This is a genomic window from Streptomyces wedmorensis, from assembly GCF_000716445.1.
In the GTDB taxonomy this organism is placed as follows: Bacteria; Actinomycetota; Actinomycetes; order Streptomycetales; family Streptomycetaceae; genus Streptomyces; species Streptomyces wedmorensis.
The window spans coordinates 1-19,339 of the sequence record NZ_JNWK01000093.1; the positions used below are offsets into that span (position 1 = coordinate 1).

The window sequence follows — 19,339 nt, forward strand, 5'->3', positions numbered from 1 at the left end:
TCAGGTATACGGCGTATCCGATCGGCGCCAGGAAGACGAGAGCGAAGACCGCGACGAACGGGCCGACGAAACCCCAGCCCACGAAGGCCTCCTTACGGAAGCGGAGGCGAGCTCGTGCGCGCGGCGGTGGCGCCGCTGTAGCGCGCGTCGACAGGAGCGTCATGACGGGGTCCTTGCGTCGGTGACCGGACGGTCCGGAGGCGGGGAGCAGAAAAGGGGTGTCGGGGACAGAAGCAACCCCGGGGCTGGCCGATGAGCAATGTTTACGTAATCATCAGGTAGCGAGATGGTGACACTCCCATGAGGGGGCGTCAAGCGTGCAGCGTGAGCGTGAGGGATTCCGTGGCAGAGATGAAACCGGCCGATGCGCCGAAGCCGTTCGGCGGCACGGGCCGCAGAGTGGGGAGGGACAGACCGCGGCGGGTGTCCATGGCGGACGTGGCGCAGCTCGCGGGTGTCTCGTCCCAGACGGTCTCGCGGGTCTCCAACGGGGACGCCGCCGTCGTCGAGAGCACCCGCCTCAAGGTCCTCGAAGCCATGAACCAGCTGGGCTACCGGCCCAACAGCGCGGCCCGCGCCCTCAAGCGCGGCGACTTCCGCGCCATCGGCGTCATCACCATGGGCCTCACCAGCACCGGGAACGTCCGCACCCTGGACGCCATCGCGGGCTCGGCCTCCCGTGAGGGCTACGCCGTCACGCTGATCCCGCTGGACGCCCCCACGCAGGAGAACGTCAAGGGCGCCTTCACGCGGCTCGACGAGCTGGCCGTCGACGCCGTCGTCCTCATCATGGAGGTCCATCTGCTCGACACGGCCGCCCTGACTCTCCCCCCGCACGTCAAGGTGGTCGTCGTGGACTCCGACGCCACCGGGCGCTTCCCCGTCGTGGACACCGACCAGCGGCAGGGAGCACGACAGGCCGTCCAGCACCTGCTCGACCTCGGGCACGAGACGGTGTGGCACCTGGCCGGGCCCGAGGAGTCCTTCGCCGCCGACCGCCGCTCGGACGCCTGGGAGGCGGCGCTGCGCGAGGAGGGCAGGGCGGTTCCGCCGGCCCTGCGCGGGGACTGGACCCCCGAATCCGGCTACGAAGCGGGCCTGCGGCTCGCCGACGAAGCCGGCTGCACGGCGGTCTTCGTCGCCAACGACCAGATGGCCCTCGGAGTCCTGCGGGCCTTCCACGAGCGTGGCCGGCGCGTGCCCGAGGACGTGAGCGTCGTCGGCTTCGACGACATCACCGACGCGGCTTCCTACATCCCCCCGCTCACGACCGTCCGACAGGATTTCGCCCAGGTCGGCGCGTTGTGCGTGGACGCCGCCCTGCGCGAGCTGCGCGGCGAGACGGTGACCGGCGTGCGGCTCGTGCCGACCGCCCTGGTGGAACGGTCCAGCACGGCGCATCCGCGCCCGGCCGGGAGCGTGTGAGGTACGCGGTCCTGAGGCTCCTCGTGGGCGGGGAGGGGAGGGGCGGGGTGAGACGCGGAGCCGGTACGGCTCGGTTTGGAGTGGTTTGGGGCTGGGTCTGGGCCCCGTGAGGCTGGTACGGCCGGCCGCGAGGCGTCGGCGGTGAGGCCGGGAGATGACCCAGAGGTGGGGGCGACCTGGGTCCGGCCTCCGGGTCCGTCCATGCCGGGCGCGGGCTGCGACACGGCGGGTTGTCCGTACCGGGTCGCCGCCCGTGGAAGGGTTCTCGGTAGCGGGTCGACGCCCGCGGAACCGGTTCCTTTGTGCCCGGCCGCCGGCTCTGGAGCGGTTTCCTGCAGGTCCACGTGGTTGCGTAAGGCCGTTCGGCTCCGTACGGCTCACGCGGTGACGTCGTGCGGCGCCCGCGATGGCGTGCTACGGCTCGCGGTTCGGCCCAGCCCGGCCCTGACCCGCGCTCCGCGTGAGGCCCGCCGTAAGGTCGGTCCATGAGGGCCTGCACCGAATCCGGCTCCGCCGAGTAACGGCTTCGACGGCCCCGGCGCGTGCTGTTTCACACAGTGACGCGTGAAACCTGTGAAAGCGAGCCCCGGACTTCTTGACACCTTGGTTTCGCCGCTCCCAAACTCTCCTTTGCAGAGAGTCGTGTTAACGCGAACATCGAGGGGTGGCACCTCGGCGTCGTCACACGGCGGTCTTCCGGGCTGAAGCCCGGGCCGGTCATCGGTGCGCCCTTCCCACGGCACGCCTCCCCTCCGGGCGCTCCGTCGAGCCACGGCGAGGCGACGGCATGCCCGGTTCCGGGTCGGGCCTGCCCCGGCGTGCCCGGAAGCGGCTCCATCCACCCCTGACCGGCGCGTGCTCCCGTCCCGAGCGCGCGCCGCGGCCCGGGGTGCCGCGTCACGGGACGCGGCACCCCGGCCACTGCCCCCACGACACCCGCACCCACCAGGGAGTAGTACGTGCTGTCCTCACACGATCGATCGGCGACCTCCCGTCGCCGACGGAGCCGGCTGCCCGCCCTCGCGGCCGTTCCCGTCCTCGCCCTTCCGGCCCTCGCCATGGCGCCGATCGGCCCGGCAAGTGCCGCCGAGACGGCCCCCGCGGCCCTCACGGTCCGCCCCGACCCCAGCTACCAGCAGCCCGCCTTCGAGGGCTGGGGCACCGCCCTCGCCTGGTTCGCCAACGTCACCGGCGGCTGGCCGGACGCCCAGCGCAACGCCCTCGCGGACGCCCTCTACGGCGCCGACGGTCTCGGCTTCACCATCGCCCGCTACAACATCGGCGGCGGCGACAGCCCCGAGACCGCCCCCTACATGCGGCCCGGCGGCGCCGTCCCCGGCTACTGGAACCGGCCGGGAGCGGAAACCCCGGGCTGGTGGGACCCGAACGACCCCACCCACTGGAACGACCAGGCCGACGCCAACCAGCGCTGGTGGCTGACCGCCGCCAAGGCCCGCGGCGCCACCACCTTCGAGGCGTTCTCGAACTCCGCCCCGTACTTCATGACCAACAGCGGTCTCGTCTCCGGCTCCGCCGACGGCTCATCGGACAACCTCCGGTCCGACCAGTACGACCGGTTCGCCGCCTACCTCTCCGGCTCGCTGCGCCGCGCCGAGCAGGGCTCCGGGGTCTCCTTCACCTCCGTCTCCCCGGTCAACGAGCCCTCCGCGAGCTACTGGAAGGCGGGCGGACGGCAGGAGGGCTCCCACTGGGACCCCGCCTCCGTGGCCAGGATCGTCAGCACCCTGCGTACCACCCTCGACGCGGCCGGCAAGACCACCGAGGTCTCCGCCATGGACGACTTCGGCCCGGACGTCGCCGCCTGGCAGTGGAGCCAGTACAGCCCCGCCGCCCGGGACGCCGTCGGACGGATCAACGTCCACACCTACAGCACCGGCGGGCGCTCCGCCGTCCGGGACATCGCCAAGGGGGAGGGCACCCCCCTGTGGATGTCGGAGAACGACCTCGGCGGCAGTATCGGCCAGAGCTTCACCGACATGCGGCCCGGACTCGACCTCGCCGCCAAGATCACCACGGACATCCGACAGCTGGAGCCCAGCGCCTGGGTGCTGTGGCAGGCGGTCGAGGACTACGAGAACATGACCCCGGAGCGCGAGAACTCCAACTGGGGTCTGATCCAGACCGACTTCACCCCGGCCGACGCGGCCACCGAGCCCCTGCGCAAGAACAAGAAGTACTGGACCATGGCCCAGTACAGCCGGTTCATCCGCCCCGGCGCCCGTGTCGTGCCCACCGACGACCCCGACACCCTCGCGGCGGTCCGTCCGAACGGCCAGGGCCTCGTCCTCGTCCACACCAACCACGGCTCGACCGCCCGCGACGTCACCCTCGACCTCGGCGGCTTCCGGACCACCGGCGGCGCCGTCGAGCGCTACACCACCGACGCCACGCGGAACGTCGAGCGCGGCACGGATCTCGCCGTGACGGGGAAGACCCTCAGGGCCACCGTCGCCCCCGGCTCCGTCACCACCTTCGTGCTTCCGGGCGTCACCGGCGTGAACGCCGGCGCCACCGGCACCCCCGCCGGTGCGGCCCGGCAGATCCTGAACGACAACAGCGGCAAGGCTCTCGCCGTCACCACCGTGGCCGGCAAGGACACCCTGGTGCAGCGGACCCCGAACGCCGCCGACCCCGCCCAGCAGTGGACGTTCACCAAGACCTCCGCGACCGACTGGAGCAGCACCGCCGGCTATCACGTGACCAGCGCCAAGACGGGCAAGGCGCTCTCGGTCACGGCGGGCGCGCTCGGCTTCGCCACCCCCGGCGCCGGCGCGGAGCAGCAGTGGATGCGCTCGACCGCCGGTGACGGCCACACCACCCTGGTCAACAGCGCCACCGGACAACTCCTCGATGTGTCAGGCGAGCCGACGGCCGACGGCGCCCCCGTCGGGGTCTACCGGCCGACCGCCGGAGCCAACCAGTCCTGGACCTTCCGCCCCACGGCCGCCGACGTCTGGCAGGCCCCGGCCTTCCAGCACAGCGGCAAGTGCCTCGACGTGGCGGGCGTCTCGACCGCCGACGGCGCCGAGGTGTTCCAGTACGGCTGCAACGGCGGCACCAACCAGCAGTGGTCCCTGCGCCCCGCCTCCACCGGTTACGTGAACATCGTCGCCCGGCACAGTGGCAAGTGCCTGGACGTGAGCGGCGGCTCGACGGCCGACGGCGCCCAGGTCCTCCAGTACGGCTGCAACGGCGGCCGCAACCAGGAGTGGGCCGCGCACACCGTCGACGCGAGCCGCATCACGCTGATGGCCCGGCACAGCGGCAAGTGCCTGGACATCGAGGGCGGTACGACCGCGGACGGGGTGGCCGTCCGCCAGTACGCCTGCAACGGCGGCACGAACCAGCAGCTCCGGCTCGGCTGACGACGCGCAGAAGGCCGGGCACCGACCGCGGGGTCGGTGCCCGGCCTTCTGACGTCCGCGCTCGGCGGGGCCGGGCGCGGGGCTCCGGGTTCGGGGCCGGCCGCTCCGGATCCGGAGCGCTTGAGGGTCGGAACGCCGGGCTCGGGGCGGGGGAATCCGAGCCCGGCGCTTCGGGCCGCTGGTTACTCCTCGGTGGGCCCGAGATCGGCCGCCTCGCGCAGGCTCACCGTGCGGGACCGGGGGCCCGCGTGGAGCTCGAGGACGACGATCTCGTTCGTTCCCTCGCGCAGGACGGGGGCGGGGACGTACAGCGAGCTCTGCGGGCCCCGGGACCAGTAGCGGCCGAGTGCGAAGCCGTTGACCCAGGCGTTTCCCTTGGTCCAGCCGTCGAGGTGCAGGAAGGTGTCGGCGGGGTCGGTCACCTCGAAGGTTCCCCGGTGGAAGACCGGACCGACGGGGCTCGTGGTCGTGGCCGCGAACGGTATGCCGTCCAGATCGGCCAGGGGGAGTGCGCGCTGAGTCCAGCGCGCGGGCTCGGCGCCGTCGAGGAGTACCTGACCCAGCAGCCCCTTCCGGTCGTGGATGCCCTCGCCGTAGTTCACCCGGCCCTGGTTCTCGACGAGGATCGTGAGCGCGGCGCCGGCCCGGGGGACGGTGAAGGCGATCGCATGCTCGTGGTTCTCGCGCTCCAGGACGCCCACGGGCTGTCCGTCGACGAACACCTGGGCGCGGTCGCGGACCTGCTCGACCTCCAGGAGCGCCGGGCCCTGGAGGGGCAGGGTGGTCTCGTACAGGACGAAGCCGAAGTCCTGCTCCAGCTCCTCCATGGTGAGCGGGCGACGGGACTCCACCGCCGGTGCGAGCGCGGGGGCGCTCGGCAGCAGCCCGGCGCTCTCGGTCAGCGCGACGGCCGGGGCGGCCAGCTTGGGACCTGGCGCCGGCACCGGCTCGGCGGGAACAGGCGCGTACTTGGCGATGACGTCCCGGAAGGCGGTGTACTTCGCGGTCGGGTCGCCGGCCTCGTCGAGCGGGGAGTCGTAGTCGTAGGAGGTGATGGTGGGCCGGTAGGTGTGCTTGTCGTTGGCGCCGTTGGTGAAGCCGAAGTTGGTGCCGCCGTGGAACATGTAGAAGTTCACCGATGCGCCGGTGGCGAGGAGCTCGTCCAGCTCCTGGGCGGCCTCCTCCGGGTCGCGGACGACGTGGCGCGCGCCCCAGCGGTCGAACCAGCCGATCCAGAACTCGCTCGTCATCAGCGGCCCCTCGGGGCGCTGGGCACGCAGGTCGGCCAGGTGGTGGGCCGAACGGCTGCCGAAGTTCGCCGTGGCGAGCACGCCGGGCAGGGCGCCGCGCTCCAGGTCGACCGGCTGGTCGCAGGTGAACAGCGGGACGTCGATCCCGCAGCGGCGCAGTGAGTCGGCGATGCACTCCATGTAGGCGGTGTCGTCGCCGTAGGCCCCGTACTCGTTCTCCACCTGCACGGCCAGGATCGGGCCGCCCTGTGAGGCGAGGTACGGCCGCAGCGGGGTGAGGAGCCGCTCGAAGTAGTCGTCGACGGCCGCGAGGAAGCGGGGGTCGCGGGTGCGCAGGGCGATGTCGGGCTCGGCCAGCAGCCAGGACGGCAGGCCGCCGCCCTCCCACTCGGCGCAGATGTACGGGCCGGGCCGCAGCAGGACGTGCAGGCCCTCGGCGGCGGCGAGGTCGAGGAACCGGGGCAGGTCCAGGCCGCCGTCCATGCGCCACTGGCCGGGGCGCGGTTGGTGCAGGTTCCACGGCACGTAGGTCTCGACGGTGTTGAGGCCCATGAGCCGGGCCTTGCGCAGCCGGTCCGCCCACTGGTCCGGATGGACCCGGAAGTAGTGGAGCCCGCCGGACAGGATGCGGAAGGGATGGCCGTCGAGCAGGAAACCGGCCTTGTCTGTCTGGAGAACGGGCATCGGGTGTGCGGCTCCTGTGTAGAAGGGTGCGATGCGGGCCTGGAAGTCGCCAGCATGTGTATGTTTACGTAAACAGGGCGATGCTGGCAAGCCGGTACGTTCCTTGCGTCGTCGGCGAACACGTCCTTCGGGGGCCTGCCCGTCCTGCTGAAGCTGTGGCACGTGACAACTGCGTGCCGCACGTCTTCGGGCTCAAGGCCGACCGTCAGGCGCACCGGCACGGAGTGGTGTGGCTCGCCGTCGTCGCCGCCCTGCTCGTCTCCGCCGCCCTGCTCGTCTTCTCCGGCGGCGACACCGACACCCTCGTCCCGCTCTTCGCGATCGGCCTCTTCGTTGGCTTCACCATCGCCCAGACCGGCATGGTCCCGCATCGGCGGGCACGCCGGCAATGGGGCACGGTCCTGCTCAACGGCCTGGGCGCGCTGCTCACGGGGGTGTCCGCGGTGGTCGTCACCGCCGCCAAGTCGTTTCCTGCTCTGGTCACGGACACGAACGTAAGAGGCAAGTAGATCTTGACAGTTGTGAAGTGTCAAGGCGTACTTGCCTCATGGCTCTCCCGGACTTGGACGATCTCATCGCGGAAGTCGACCGGAAGTACGACACCGCACACCGCCCCGGCGGACAGGAACAGCCCGACGGGCTCGCGCTGCTCACCGTCGCCGCCCAGCTCGCAGGCCAACTCCAGTCACTGGCAGACGACTTGGTCGAGGACTATGTCGAACACTGCCGGATGCACGGCAACTCATGGACCGACATCGGCACCGCCCTGGGCGTGACCCGGCAAGCGGTCCAGCAGCGTTTCCACGCCCCGCGCAAGCGCTACAGCCCCGAGGTCATGACCGACGACCTCCGCCGGGCGATGGTGCACGTCAAGCAGGCGGCGGTGCACCACCGCAACAACTACATCGGCACCGAGCACCTGCTCTGGGGGCTGACCGCGGAGGACAACGGCGCCAGCCGCCTCCTGCGGGCCGCCGGCGTCTCACCGGACACCGTCCACCGATCCGTCGGAAGCCGGCTGAGCATGGGGGCATCCCAGGCAGTCGAACGGATCGCCTGGACTCCCTACTCCCGCAAGGCCATCGACATCGCGGAGGCGCGGTCCCGGCAGAACGGCTCCGACCGCATCGGCTGCGACGACCTGCTGATCGGCCTCGCCCGGGTCGGCCGCGGAGTCGCCGCCGACGTCCTCACCGAGGCCGGCTTCGACCCGGCCGCCCTCGGCCCGACATCCGTCGACGCCTGAACCTTTCACCGCTCCGGTATCCCCTGCTCCTCGCACTGCGGGAGCAGGGGGTGTCTCGTCAGGTCGTCTTCGTCAGCTGTGCCTCGAAGCCGTCGAGGATCGCGTCCAGGCCGAACTCGAAGGTGCGGTCGGGGGCCGCGCCGTACCCGGTCGCGGCGGAGTCGTCCAGGCGTTCGCGGAGCCTGGGGAAGGCCATGGCGACCTCGGCGGCCGCCGCCATGGTGGCGGCGAGCTCCTTCTCCGGGTCCCCGCCTTTGCCCAGGCGCCGGGTCAGCGTGACCTGGACCGCGCCGCCGAGCGCGCTGCCGAGCACGTGGACGAAGACGGTGGCCGCGGCCCGGTCGGCGTCGGCGGGCGTGAAGCCGGCCTTCTCGTACAGGGCGAGGCTGTGGTCGTCGTGCCGTGACTTGCCGGGGCCGTACATCAGGTGGCTGCCGATGGCCTGCCCGAGCCACGGGTGCCGGGTGAGCATCGCGTGCATGCTCCCGGCCATGGCGGCGGCGGCCGGCCGCCAGTCCATCGCGTCGAGGTCCGGCAGCGCGGCCATGGGGTGCGTTTCCCGGATGCGCCCGCGTGGAGTACGGCGACCGAGGCGCCGCCGGGTGGCTTCCGCTTCCGGGTCGTCGGTCGGTGATCAGCTCCCGTCGAAGAGGTCGGCCAGCCGCGACGGTACGAGTGCCATGTGATCGAAGCTGACGCCGCAGCCCTCTCCCACGGGCGACTGGACCTCGATCCCGATGCGAACGTCGGACACACCTTGCAATCCGAACTGGCGTGCCAAACGCCAGGAGCGGCCGTCGATCGATGCGTGGAAGGCGAAAGCGCCGTCGACGCGGCTGATTCGCAGCCATGCCGCACTGTGGTCCACGGGCCACCCCACCGCGTCGTCCGAAAGGCCCTGCGTGACGACGGAGTACAGCGTGGGCCGGCCGTCGGGTGACCGTTCGAAGTTGAGTTTGGCCCATTGGTCCGGCGCTGCCCAGACCATCAGGGCGCCCGCGTCCCACGGCGCTCGGAAGTCCACGCGGACCCGGGCCGAGAATTGCCAATCGCCCGGCGGCGCGTCCAGCAGGGCGCGAGCCGCGTCGTCGCGGACCTCGCCGTTCAGAGGGTTGGCGAAGATGTCACTTTCCGCGCCCGCCTCCACGGTCAGGACCTCGCCGTCGAGGGTGAGGGCGGCGGGGTGGCGTGCCCAGTTCCGAGTGTTCGCAAAGGTGGATTCCAAGGTCATGGCGTTCACCCTGCCGACGCCGGCACGCTCACTCAACACGAATCAACGAAGATCCAAGAAGTGGCAGAACAGTCCACGTGCGGACCGAGCCGAACCGGCAAGGCCACGGTGTGGCCCGTTGCGCGATCGAACGCCTGATGCGCGAGCTCGGCAGCGCCGGAGCGGTCCGCGGCAGCGGCGTGCCCTGGGACGCGCGGGCCGAACTGCTCCCTCGTCCACGCGGGCGTGGCTCCGGCTTCCCAGCAAGACTCCTTCTCTTTCTCGACTTCCCGTCCCGCGCGTGTCTTCCGGCCGCCGTCCGCACGGTCTTCCCGAGGAGCCGAGATCGTAGTGCTCGACGGAGCTGCTTCCTGTCATGGCGAACTCCTGCGCGAGGCCTGTCGTGTGCGGGGGAGTCCGGTGCCTCGGTCAGGGAGTGGCGTGGTAGTAGCGCACGCAGGTGCGGACCATGCCGTCCGGGGCGATGGTGAACACGTCGACGAAGCGGTGGTCGGCGGTGTCCGGCGCGGCGGTCGTCGGTGCGGGGACGCGGCGGCCCGTGGCGATCACCGTACGGTCGCGGGCGAGGAGGTGCTCGACCTCGTGACGGGCCGCGGGGAGTACGTGCCGCACGTGTGCGCGCACCGCCTCGCTGCGGCCCCGGGCGGGCGGCTGGCCCGGCAGTTCGAAGATCACGGCGTCGTGCAGCAGGGAGGCACAGCCGTCCAGATCGCCGGCGTCGAGGTAGTCGTAGACCAGCCGGATGTGGTCGATGCCCGCGGCGGTCACCAGATCCACCGCACCCGTTCCGTCGGTCCACCCGGTCCTCGTGTCGTCTTGGCTGTTCAACGGTGCCAACCCCTTTCGCTCTCGCTCCAGGATTCTGCGGCGCCTCCCCAACTCGGCGTTATCGCCTCCCTATCCCCGACCGGGATCTTCACGGCATGGACAGGGCGGGAAGAGATGTGGAGACTGTCCTCACTTGAGCCTGACATCCCGGCGTGAAGTCCGGTCCGGTCCTGGCGTGTCGACTCTTCTTGTTGGGTGGGGGATCAGTGGCTGCTGCCGCCGGTGGGTTAGCGGACGAGGACGTCAAGGGCGGGCCGCGCCTGACCTTCCGGGTGCTGGGGCCGCTCCAGGTCCAGGGAGCCGGCGGGCCGCTGCGCGTTCCGCCGGGCCGGCAGGAGGTGATCCTCGCCGCGCTGCTCCTGGAGAGCAACCGGGTGGTGAGCACGAGTCAGCTCGTGGACCTGATCTGGGAGGACAATCCTCCGGAGACCGCCCGTACGCAGGTGCAGATCTGCGTGTCCCGGCTGCGCAAGCTGCTCGCCGGTGCCGAGGGCGAGGCCACGTTGGCGACCCGGCCCCCGGGCTACGTGCTGCACACCGACGCGGGGAACGTCGACGCCGCCCTCTTCACCAGCCTCGTCCAGCGCGCCCGCGCGCTGCGCGAGAGCGGTGACGCGGAGGAGGCCGTCGGCCTGCTCAGGTCCGCCGTCACCCTCTGGCAGGGCGAATGCCTCACCGGACTCGACAGCGGCCCGCTCGCCAACAAGGCGCGCCAGCTCAACGAGGAACGCCTCGCCGCCGTCGAGTTCCGCATCCGCATCGAGCTCGAACTCGGCCGCCACGACCGGCTCGTGGGCGAACTCCAGCGCCTCACCCACGAACACCCGCTCCGCGAGAAGCTGCACGGGCAGCTCATCCAGGCCCTCTACTGGTCCGGACGCCAGGCCGAGGCCCTCGAAGCCTTCCGTACCGCCCGCCGCTACCTCGCCGAGGAGCTCGGACTCGAACCCAGCCGCGAACTCCGCGACCTCGAAGCCGCCATCCTCGCGGGTGAACTCCCGCCGCCGAACGCCGCCGCGCTTCCTGCCGTGCCCGCCGCGAGATCCGTCGAACCGGCCCGCGAGGCACGTGCGGAGCAGACTCCGGCATCGGTCGAGATCCCCGCGACACCTGCTGAAGAAACGCTTCGCCAGGACACCGTCCCCCACCAGCTGCCCGCCGACATCGCCGACTTCGTCGCCGACGGTCAGCGCCTCGCCGCCCTGGAGAAGGCACTCGCCGGCGGCGACGGACGCGGCACCGTCCCGCTCGCCGCGATCACCGGCAAGCCCGGCACCGGCAAGTCCACCCTCGCCGTGCACGTCGCCCACGCCCTCGCCGAGACCGGATTCCCCGACGGACAGCTCTACTGCGACCTGCGCGGCACCACCGGCGCCCCCGCCACCCCCGTCGAGGTCCTCGGGCGCTTCCTGCGTGCCCTCGGCATCCCAGGCCAGCTCATCCCCGAATCCCTCGACGAGCGCGCCGAGATGTACCGCACCAGGCTCGCCGCCCGCCGCGTCCTCGTCGTCCTCGACGACGCCGCCGGAGAGGGCCAGGTCCTCCCGCTGCTCCCCGGCAGCCGGGGCTGCGCCGTCCTCGTCACCAGCCGCGCCCGCCTCACCGCGCTGCCCGGCGCCCACCGCGTCGAGCTCGACGTGCTCGACGAGGACCGCGCGCTCGAACTGCTCTCCCGCATCATCGGCGAGGACCGCGTCACCGGCGAGGCCGTCGCCGCCGAAGCCCTCGTCCGCACCGTCGGGCGTCTCCCGCTCGCCCTGCGCATCGTCGCCGCCCGCCTCGCCGCCCGACCCCACTGGACCCTCGCGTCCATGGTCCACCGGCTCGCCAACGAACGGCACCGGCTCGACGAACTCGCCCACGGCGAGATGACCATGCGCGCCAGCCTCTCCCTCACCTACGAGGGACTCGCACCCGGCGACCGGGGCCTGCTGCGGCTCCTGAGCATGGCCCAGGCGCCCACCCTGCCGAGCTGGCTCGCCGGCGCCCTCCTCGACGACCACCGGCCCTTCCCCTCGGACCTCCTCGAACCCCTCGTCGACGTGCAGATGCTCGACGTCGCAGGAATGGAGACCGGAGGGTTCCGCTACCGCTTCCACGAGATCATCCGCGTCTACGCCCGCGAGCAGCTCGCCGTCCAGCACCCGCCCGAGGAGCGGAAGGCCGCCTTCGCCCGCATGGCCGGCGGCTGGATGCACCTCGCGCAGCAGGCCCACCGCAAGGTGTACGGGGGCGACTTCACCGTCCTGCACGGCGACGCGCCCCGCTGGGAACCCCCGGCCGCCTACACCGACGAGGCGCTCGCCGACCCGCTCGCCTGGCTCGACGCCGAGCAGGGCGCCCTGGTCGGCATGGTCGAGCACGCCGCCGAAGAGGGCCTCCACGACCTCAGCTGGGACCTCGCCACCTCACTCGTCACCCTCTTCGAGGTGCGCGGCCACTACGACCTCTGGGAGAAGACCCACGGCATCGCCCTCGCCGCCGTCCGCAAGGCCGGGAACCTGCGGGGCACCGCAGCGATCCGCGCCTCGCTCGGTTCGCTCTACATGAGCCGCAACCAGTACGACACCGCCCGCCAGGCCCTGCACTCGGCCCTCGACGTCTTCCAGGCACTGGACGAACCCATGGGCGAGGCCCTGTGCCGCCGCGACATGGCGCTCATCGCGCGCACCGGCGGCGACGACGCCACCGCACTGGAGCTCTACGGGCGCTCCCTCGCCGACTTCGACCGCGCCGGCGATGTGGTCGGCCGCGCGATCGTCCTCACCCAGAGCGCCCACATCCGCATGCGCCAGGGCGAGATCGACACCGCACAGCGACAGCTCGACGAGGCGCTCGACATCTACGAGGGCATCGGCTACACCGGAGGCCGGGCGCGGACCCTGCGGCGCGTGGGCCAGCTCCTCCTCGAACAGGGCCGGAGCGACCTGGCGGTCCTCACCTTCACCGAAGTGCTGGAACTCTGCCGGGACTCCGGCGACGCCATCGGGGAAGGGCACCTGCTGCGGGACCTCGGCCACGCCTTCACGGTCATGGGACGACCGGACCGGGCCCGGGACTTCTTCGACCGCGCCGTGTCGGCGCGGGAGCAGATCATGGATTTTAGCGGGGGCGCGCTCGCGCGCCTGGACCTCGCACGGCTCCTTACGACGGAGCCGGGACGCTCACGGGAGCTGCTCACTCCGGCGGTCGAGGTCTTCCGGGACCGTCGTATGGCCCGGGAACTCACGGAGGCGGAGCGACTGCTCGGCGCCTGCTGAGGGGCGACGCCCCCTTCGTACGGGGTCAGTCCCAGGGGTTGTTCTCGGTGCAGGTGGGGGTGCCGGTGGTGCCCGTGCCGGTGGTGCCCGTGCCCGTGGTGCCCGTGCCCGTGGTGCCCGTGCCGGTCGGGTCGCAGACCTCGGGGGTGGTGCCGGCGGTGCTCGACGTGGCGGAGGTGCCCGGGGTACCCGTCGCCGGGACCGGCTCGTCGGCCCAGCTGGTCTGCAGGCCGGCGCCCGTCACCAGGACGATCAGCGTGGCGGTGACGGCGGCGCGGAGGGCGGTACGGGTGGCGGCGGCGGTCTTCGACATCGGTCTCTCCATCTCGATCGGGGCTGGCGTTTCCTTGTGACCACCAACTTAGGAACGAGCGGATTCACCGCACCGACCGCAGCCTTATCACCCCGCTATCACCGGACCGCAACCCCTATCGCGGGCCCCGGCGCCCCTATCCTCGGCCCCGCCGCGCTATCACGGGCGCCTCCCGGACGCCCGCCCCGCCCCCCGCGCCGGTTAGCAGCGAGATGCCCCCCGGATAGGCGGATTCGGAGGATGGTTCCCAGCAGCCGGTGAGACACGGCCGGAAGCAGCCCTGACCAGGCCGCTTCCCGGCAGTCTCGCCCCCATATGACCAGCGGGAGCTCTCCATGACTACCGGTCTCTCCCCCGAGGGTACGCACACGGCCACCGCCGCTCTGGGCACCCTCATCCGCGGACACCGCCTCCGCATCGGCCTCACCCAGCGCGAACTGGCGGATCTCTCCACCATCAGCGTCCGCGCCATCCGCGATCTGGAGAAGGGGAAGGCCCTGCGGCCCCGCGCCGACACGATCCGGCTGATAGCCGACGGGCTTCGCCTCGGTCCACGGGCCCGCACCGCCCTTGAGGAGTCCGTCTCCCGGGGCCATCAGGGCGGCGTCGGCCGGCACCTCCTTCCGGAGCGCTGCGCCCCGCCCGTTCCGCTGCACCCGCTGATCGGCCGGGAGGCCGAGGCCGCGATCCTCGCCGAGGAGCTGCGCTCCGGTGCCGAGCGGCTCGTCACCGTCGTGGGCCTGAGCGGCGTCGGCAAGACCCGTCTCGCCCTGGAGGCCGCCGCCCGCCTGTACGAGAGCGGCTTCCCCGTCCTCTGGCACACCGCCCCCGACGCCGTCACCGACTGCCTCCCGGCAGCCGACGAAGACCCGCTCGCCGACCTCGTCGCCGACTGCTCCGCCTATCTCCAGGGCGCGGGCACAGCCCCGACCGCCCCCACACACGGACGCAGACCCGGCGCCGCCGCCCCCGCTCCCACCCTCACGGCCCTGGCCGGCTCCGCCTCCGACGAGCTGCCGCCCGTCGCCCTCGCCGCCGCCCTCGGCGACCGGGAGGCGCTGCTGGTCCTGGACGGCGTCGACACCGCCCGGCTCGACTTCGCCCGCCTCACCCGGCTCCGCCGGGAACTCCCGGGCCTGCGCCTCCTCCTCACCGCCGACACCCCCTGGAACGTCCCCGGCGAACGCCTCTTCCTCCTCGCCCCACTGGACGCCCCCCTCCCGGCGAACCCCGCCGACCCCGGCGCCGGTGCCGACGCCCCCGCCGTACGCTTCCTGCTCGCCCGACTCCGCCGCGTACGGCCCGAACTGCTCCCCGACGAGCAGACGGTGGCCCACGCCGCCTGGATCGCCCACCGCCTCGACGGGCACCCCCTCGCGCTCGCCGCCGCGGCCTCCTGGCTCAGCGTCTGCGACCTGCCCACCCTGCGCGGCATCGTCGAGACCGACCCCGCCGCCGTCCTCGACCACCTCGCCGACGGGCACAGCGGCTCCCGCCTCCGCGACCGCGTCGCCCGCACCCTCAGCGCCCTCCCGCCGGAGCAGCGGGACCTCCTCACGGCCCTCTGCGCCGCCCAGGACACCCCCGCCCCGGACTTCGGGCTCGACGACGTCGTCCGGCTCACCGGCAGGTCCCTCCCGGACGGCGGCCGCATGGTCCGTGCCCTGCTCATCGGCGGTGTCATCCGCCCCAGCACCGACCACGGCCGCTCCGGCTTCCGGGTGCCGTGCGTCGTCCGCGCGGCCCTGGCCCCTGCCGACGGGACCGGCGCCACGGCGGCGGAGGCCCCTGCCGCCGTTGCCCCCGCCCCTGCCGCCTGACTGCCGCAGCGCCGCCGATCCGCTGCCGTACCGCCGGATCAACTGCCGCTCGTGGGGCCCGCGCACGGGTTGTATGGCCACTGCCCGGCCGCCGAACGCGGCGGCCGACCGCAGAGCGTCCCTGCCGTTCCCCCGTTCCCGGCCGTCGACCCGACCACCGACCCCGGTCACCCACCAGGAGCCTCCATGTCGTTCGACAAGCCCGTCGCCTCCGCACCGGCCGCCGTCCGGTTGCCGCTCTCGGTAGCCCAGCGGGACATCTGGACGGCCCACCTCCTCGACCCCACCGGCATCAAGTACAACGTCGGCGAATGCCGGGAGATCCAGGGTCCTGTCGACCCGGAACTGATGGCGGCCGCCTGGCGGCGCCTGGTCGACGAGGCCGACTTCCTCCGGGTGCGGGGTTTCGAGGACGACGGCGAGCAGGTCTGGCAGCTCGTCGACGCCGACGCCGGGGAACGCACGCTGGCCCTCACCGACCTCAGCGGGGCCGCCGACCCCGAAGGCGCGGCCTGGGACCTGATCGACGCGCTGATCGGCACGCCCTTCGACCTCACCGGCGAGGCCCCGGTCAGGTGCGCGCTGATCAAACTCGCGGAGGACCGTTTCTTCTACTTCTACGGCTTCCACCACCTGGTCGTCGACGGCGTCGGCGTCTCCATGGCCCTGGCCCGGCTCGTCGAACTGTACGAGCGCGCCGTCGCGGGCGAGCCGTGGGGCGACACCCCGTTCGGCACCCTCGTCGACCTGCTCGCCGAGGACGCCGCCTACCGCGCCTCCGATGAAGCCGCCGCCGACCTGGCGGCCTGGCGCGCCCACCTGGCCGACGCTCCCGACGCGCCCGCCGGCCTCGTCCGCGGCCGTGACAGGGCACCGTCCGCACACGGCGGACTGCCCTTCGCCCGCCGCAGCGTCCCCGTCTCCCCGGCCGACGCCGAACGCCTGCGCACCGCCGCCCGCGCCGCCCGCGTCTCCTGGTCCGTGCTGCTCGTGGCGCTCTTCGCCGCCTACCTCCAGCGCGTCACCGGCCGCCAGGAGCTGATGATCGCCCTGCCCGTCACCGGCCGGACCACCCGCGCCGCCCGCAGCACCCCCGGCATGACGTCGAACGTCGTGCCGCTGCGCCTGAAGGTCCGGCCGGAGGACCGCCTCGCCGACCTGGTGCGCACCGTGTCCGCCGAGGTGAAGCACGGCCTGCGCCACCAGCGGACCCGGTACGAGGACCTGAGCCGCGAGGCCGGTGTCATCGACGGCACCCGCCGCCTCGCCACACCGGTCCTCAACATCATGGGCTTCCACGCCGAACTGACCGTCGACGGCCACCCGACCGTCAACCACAACGTCAGCAACGGCCCCGTCGACGACCTCAGCGTCGCCGTCCTCGACCTCGGCCCCGCCCACGGCCTCCGCATCGACTTCGACACCCCGGTCCAGGACGTCGACCCGGCCCTCGTCGCCGCCCACCAGGACCGCTTCACCTCCTTCGTCACCCGGTTCCTGGCGGAGGACGGGGAGGCACACCAGAGCGCCACCGTGGCCGACCTCGCGCTCCTCGGAGACGACGAGCGAGCCCTCCTCACCGGCGCCTGGGCCGGCCCTGTCGCACCGCCGGTGGAGACCACGCTCGTCGCCCGCTTCGAGGAGCAGGTGCGGCTCCACGCCGACCGCCCCGCCCTGATCGACGCCGCCGGAACCGTCACGTACGCCGAACTCAACGCCTCCGCCAACCACCTCGCCCGCGCGCTGCGCGACGGCGGCCTCGGGCGCGGCGCCATGGCCGGCATCCTGCTGGAGCGTGGCATCCCGTTCGCCACCGCCCTCCTCGCCGTCCTCAAGACCGGCGCGGGCCACGTCCTCCTCGATCCCGACTTCCCTGAGGAACGGCTCCGTTCGGCCGCCGTCGACGCGGGCATCACCCACCTCGTCACCACCCCGGCCCTCGCCGCCCGAGCAGACGGCCCCTGGACGGTCACCCACGCCGGACGGCGCCCCGGACCGGACGCCGTCGCCGACGACCTCGGCGTGCCGATCAGCCCCGACGACCCCGCCTGCCTCATGTTCACCTCGGGTTCGACCGGCCGCCCCAAGGCCATCCTGTCCTCGCACCGGAACCTCGTCGCCACCCTCATCGGCCAGCCCTACCTCCCCACCGGCCCCGACGAGGTCTACCTCCAGTGCTCGCCGATCTCCTGGGACGCCTTCAGCCTGGAATTCTGGGGCCCGCTCCTGCACGGCGGCTCCGCCGTGCTCCAGCCCGGCCAGAAGCCCGAACCGGCCCTCGTCACCGAGCTGTCCCGCCGCCACGGCGTCACCACGCTCCTGCTCTCCGCGACGCTCTTCAACTACCTCACCGACGAGCACCCCGAGGCGTTCGAGACCGTCACCACCGCCTTCACCGTCGGCGAGGCCGCGTCCCCGGCCCATGTCCACAAGCTCCAGCGGCTCAAGCCCGGCATCACCGTCCTGAACGGATACGGCCCCGCCGAGGTCATGATCTTCGCCACGACCCACGCGGTCGAGCCCGGCGAGCACCCGCACCCGGCGATCCCCGTCGGCACCCCCCTCGTCAACAAGCCCGCCTACGTCCTCGACGCCCGCCTCGACCTCTGCCCGCCGGGCGTCACGGGCGAGCTGTACGTCGCGGGCGACGGCCTGGCCCACGGCTACCTCGGCCGGCCCGACCTCACCGCCGCCCGCTTCGTCCCGGACCCGATCGGCACCACCCCGGGCGGCCGTCTCTACCGCACCGGCGACCTCGCCCGCTTCGACGCCGACGGGCGGATCGTCTACGAGGGCCGGGCCGACGACCAGATCAAGATCCGGGGCTTCCGGATCGAGCCCGGCGAGACCGAGGCCGCCCTCCTGACCCACCCGCGGGTCACCCAGGCCGTGGTCACCGTCCACGAACAGCGCCTGGCCGCCTACCTCGTGACCGAAGGCGAGGACGCCCCCGCCCCGGAGGACATCCGCGGGCACGTCGCCGAACGGCTCCCCGAGCACCTCGTCCCCACCTACGTCACCGTCCTCGAACGTCTCCCCGTCACCCCCAACGGCAAGATCGACAAGCGCGCCCTGCCCGCTCCCGCCGCCCTCCTGACCGCCCGCCGCGCCCCGCGCAACCAGACCGAGGAAGTCCTCACCGCCCTCTACGGGCTGACCCTCGGCACGGACCCGGACACGATCGGCATCGACGACAGCTTCTTCGCCCTGGGCGGCCACTCCCTGCTCGCGGCCCGTCTGACGAACCGCGTGGCCGAGGTGCTGGGTGTGCGGTTGACGATCCGGGACGTCTTCGGGCGGCCGACGCCGGCGGGGCTCGCGGAGCTGATCGTCGAGCGGGGTGGTGAGTCGGCGGGTTCGGGTCTTCTGCCGGCGTTGGTTCCGGGGGAGGGGGATGGCGAGCTGGTGCCGGTGTCGTACGCGCAGCGGCGGTTGTGGCTGCTGGCCGTTCCAGCGGGTCCTGGCTCCGGAGCGGGCACGGCTGACGATCGAGCGCCGCCGGACCGAAACGGACGGCCTCGACGCCGGCCTCGCCGAAGAGGCGGGACGCCCCTTCGACCTGGCGTCGGCGACTCCCCTCCGCGCCACGGCCTTCGAACTCCCGGACATGTCAGTGGTGTTGGCGCTCGTCCTGCACCACATCGCGACCGACGGCCTGTCGAACGGGATCTTCTTCGCCGATCTGGAGCGGGCCTATGCCGCTCGTGCGGCGGGTGGGGGCTCGGTGCTGGAGCCGCTCGCGGTGCGATACGCCGACTACGCGGCCTGGCAGCGCCGCGTCCTGGGCCCGGCCGGCGCTCGCCCGGGAGGAGGGGTGCACGCCGTTCATGGTGGTGCACGCGGCGTTGGTGGCGGCGTTGTCCCGGTTGGGTGCGGGTGCGGATCTGGCGATCGGT

General features: G+C 72.6%; 11 protein-coding genes and 3 pseudogenes. 8 read left to right on the forward strand and 6 right to left on the reverse strand.

Going from position 1 to position 19,339, the window contains the following annotated elements; genetic code table 11:
• Window positions 1–163, reverse strand: a pseudogene (locus OO54_RS48000) (sugar ABC transporter permease); the annotation flags it as partial.
• Between the two features lie 266 nt (window positions 164–429).
• On the opposite strand from OO54_RS48000, the gene OO54_RS38985 reads away from it, so the two are divergent.
• On the forward strand, window positions 430–1,425 hold the full coding sequence (locus tag OO54_RS38985) for a LacI family DNA-binding transcriptional regulator (protein ID WP_033212015.1): 996 nt from the start codon (window positions 430–432) through the stop codon (window positions 1,423–1,425).
• A gap of 959 nt (window positions 1,426–2,384) precedes the next feature.
• On the forward strand, window positions 2,385–4,811 hold the full coding sequence (locus tag OO54_RS38990; RefSeq protein ID WP_051787809.1) for an RICIN domain-containing protein: 2,427 nt from the start codon (window positions 2,385–2,387) through the stop codon (window positions 4,809–4,811).
• 182 nt (window positions 4,812–4,993) lie between these two features.
• Here OO54_RS38990 and OO54_RS38995 read toward each other — a convergent pair whose 3' ends face one another.
• Complete coding sequence (locus OO54_RS38995; protein WP_033212016.1) at window positions 4,994–6,745, reverse strand: glycoside hydrolase family 35 protein; 1,752 nt, start codon at window positions 6,743–6,745, stop codon at window positions 4,994–4,996.
• 102 nt (window positions 6,746–6,847) lie between these two features.
• On the opposite strand from OO54_RS38995, the pseudogene OO54_RS39000 reads away from it, so the two are divergent.
• Together OO54_RS39000 and OO54_RS39005 are read left to right on the forward strand one after the other, a co-directional pair.
• Window positions 6,848–7,209: pseudogene (locus tag OO54_RS39000) on the forward strand (amino acid permease); the annotation flags it as partial.
• Window positions 7,210–7,292: 83 nt separating this feature from the next.
• Entirely contained in the window at window positions 7,293–7,991 is a 699-nt protein-coding gene (locus tag OO54_RS39005; RefSeq protein ID WP_234439266.1) for a Clp protease N-terminal domain-containing protein, read from the forward strand.
• A gap of 58 nt (window positions 7,992–8,049) precedes the next feature.
• Here the strand turns inward: OO54_RS39005 and OO54_RS39010 are convergent, their stop codons facing one another.
• From OO54_RS39010 to OO54_RS39020, 3 genes are all read right to left on the reverse strand, one after another.
• Window positions 8,050–8,538: a TetR/AcrR family transcriptional regulator C-terminal domain-containing protein gene (locus tag OO54_RS39010; RefSeq protein WP_078905591.1), complete on the reverse strand. Its 489-nt coding sequence runs from the start codon at window positions 8,536–8,538 to the stop codon at window positions 8,050–8,052.
• A gap of 87 nt (window positions 8,539–8,625) precedes the next feature.
• Entirely contained in the window at window positions 8,626–9,222 is a 597-nt protein-coding gene (locus OO54_RS39015; RefSeq protein WP_063738374.1) for a DUF1349 domain-containing protein, read from the reverse strand.
• Between the two features lie 408 nt (window positions 9,223–9,630).
• On the reverse strand, window positions 9,631–10,050 hold the full coding sequence (locus tag OO54_RS39020) for a nuclear transport factor 2 family protein (protein ID WP_051787811.1): 420 nt from the start codon (window positions 10,048–10,050) through the stop codon (window positions 9,631–9,633).
• 272 nt (window positions 10,051–10,322) lie between these two features.
• On the opposite strand from OO54_RS39020, the gene OO54_RS39025 reads away from it, so the two are divergent.
• Window positions 10,323–13,310 carry an AfsR/SARP family transcriptional regulator gene (locus OO54_RS39025; protein WP_051787814.1) on the forward strand — a complete coding sequence of 996 codons (2,988 nt, stop codon included), beginning with the start codon at window positions 10,323–10,325 and terminating at the stop codon, window positions 13,308–13,310.
• 25 nt (window positions 13,311–13,335) lie between these two features.
• Here the strand turns inward: OO54_RS39025 and OO54_RS39030 are convergent, their stop codons facing one another.
• Complete coding sequence (locus tag OO54_RS39030) at window positions 13,336–13,623, reverse strand: hypothetical protein (protein ID WP_033212020.1); 288 nt, start codon at window positions 13,621–13,623, stop codon at window positions 13,336–13,338.
• Between the two features lie 335 nt (window positions 13,624–13,958).
• Here OO54_RS39030 and OO54_RS39035 point away from each other — a divergent pair, with 335 nt between their 5' ends.
• From OO54_RS39035 to OO54_RS48005, 3 genes and pseudogenes are all read left to right on the forward strand, one after another.
• Window positions 13,959–15,443 carry an AAA family ATPase gene (locus tag OO54_RS39035; protein WP_033212023.1) on the forward strand — a complete coding sequence of 495 codons (1,485 nt, stop codon included), beginning with the start codon at window positions 13,959–13,961 and terminating at the stop codon, window positions 15,441–15,443.
• A 186-nt stretch (window positions 15,444–15,629) separates the two neighbouring features.
• Window positions 15,630–18,713, forward strand: a pseudogene (locus OO54_RS39040) (amino acid adenylation domain-containing protein); the annotation flags it as partial.
• 124 nt (window positions 18,714–18,837) lie between these two features.
• Window positions 18,838–19,339 (forward strand): condensation domain-containing protein (locus tag OO54_RS48005; protein WP_245236746.1); only part of this gene is annotated, 502 nt, incomplete at its 3' end.

Excerpts from the sequence above, each read along its gene's own strand:
- OO54_RS38985 (WP_033212015.1), top strand. The coding sequence starts at position 430 with ATGGCGGACGTGGCGCAGCTCGCGGGTGTCTCGTCCCAGACGGTCTCG.
- OO54_RS39010 (WP_078905591.1), bottom strand. The coding sequence starts at position 8,538 with ATGGCCGCGCTGCCGGACCTCGACGCGATGGACTGGCGGCCGGCCGCC.
- OO54_RS39015 (WP_063738374.1), bottom strand. The coding sequence starts at position 9,222 with ATGACCTTGGAATCCACCTTTGCGAACACTCGGAACTGGGCACGCCAC.
- OO54_RS39005 (WP_234439266.1), top strand. The coding sequence starts at position 7,293 with ATGGCTCTCCCGGACTTGGACGATCTCATCGCGGAAGTCGACCGGAAG.
- OO54_RS38995 (WP_033212016.1), bottom strand. The coding sequence starts at position 6,745 with ATGCCCGTTCTCCAGACAGACAAGGCCGGTTTCCTGCTCGACGGCCAT.
- OO54_RS39035 (WP_033212023.1), top strand. The coding sequence starts at position 13,959 with ATGACTACCGGTCTCTCCCCCGAGGGTACGCACACGGCCACCGCCGCT.
- OO54_RS39030 (WP_033212020.1), bottom strand. The coding sequence starts at position 13,623 with ATGTCGAAGACCGCCGCCGCCACCCGTACCGCCCTCCGCGCCGCCGTC.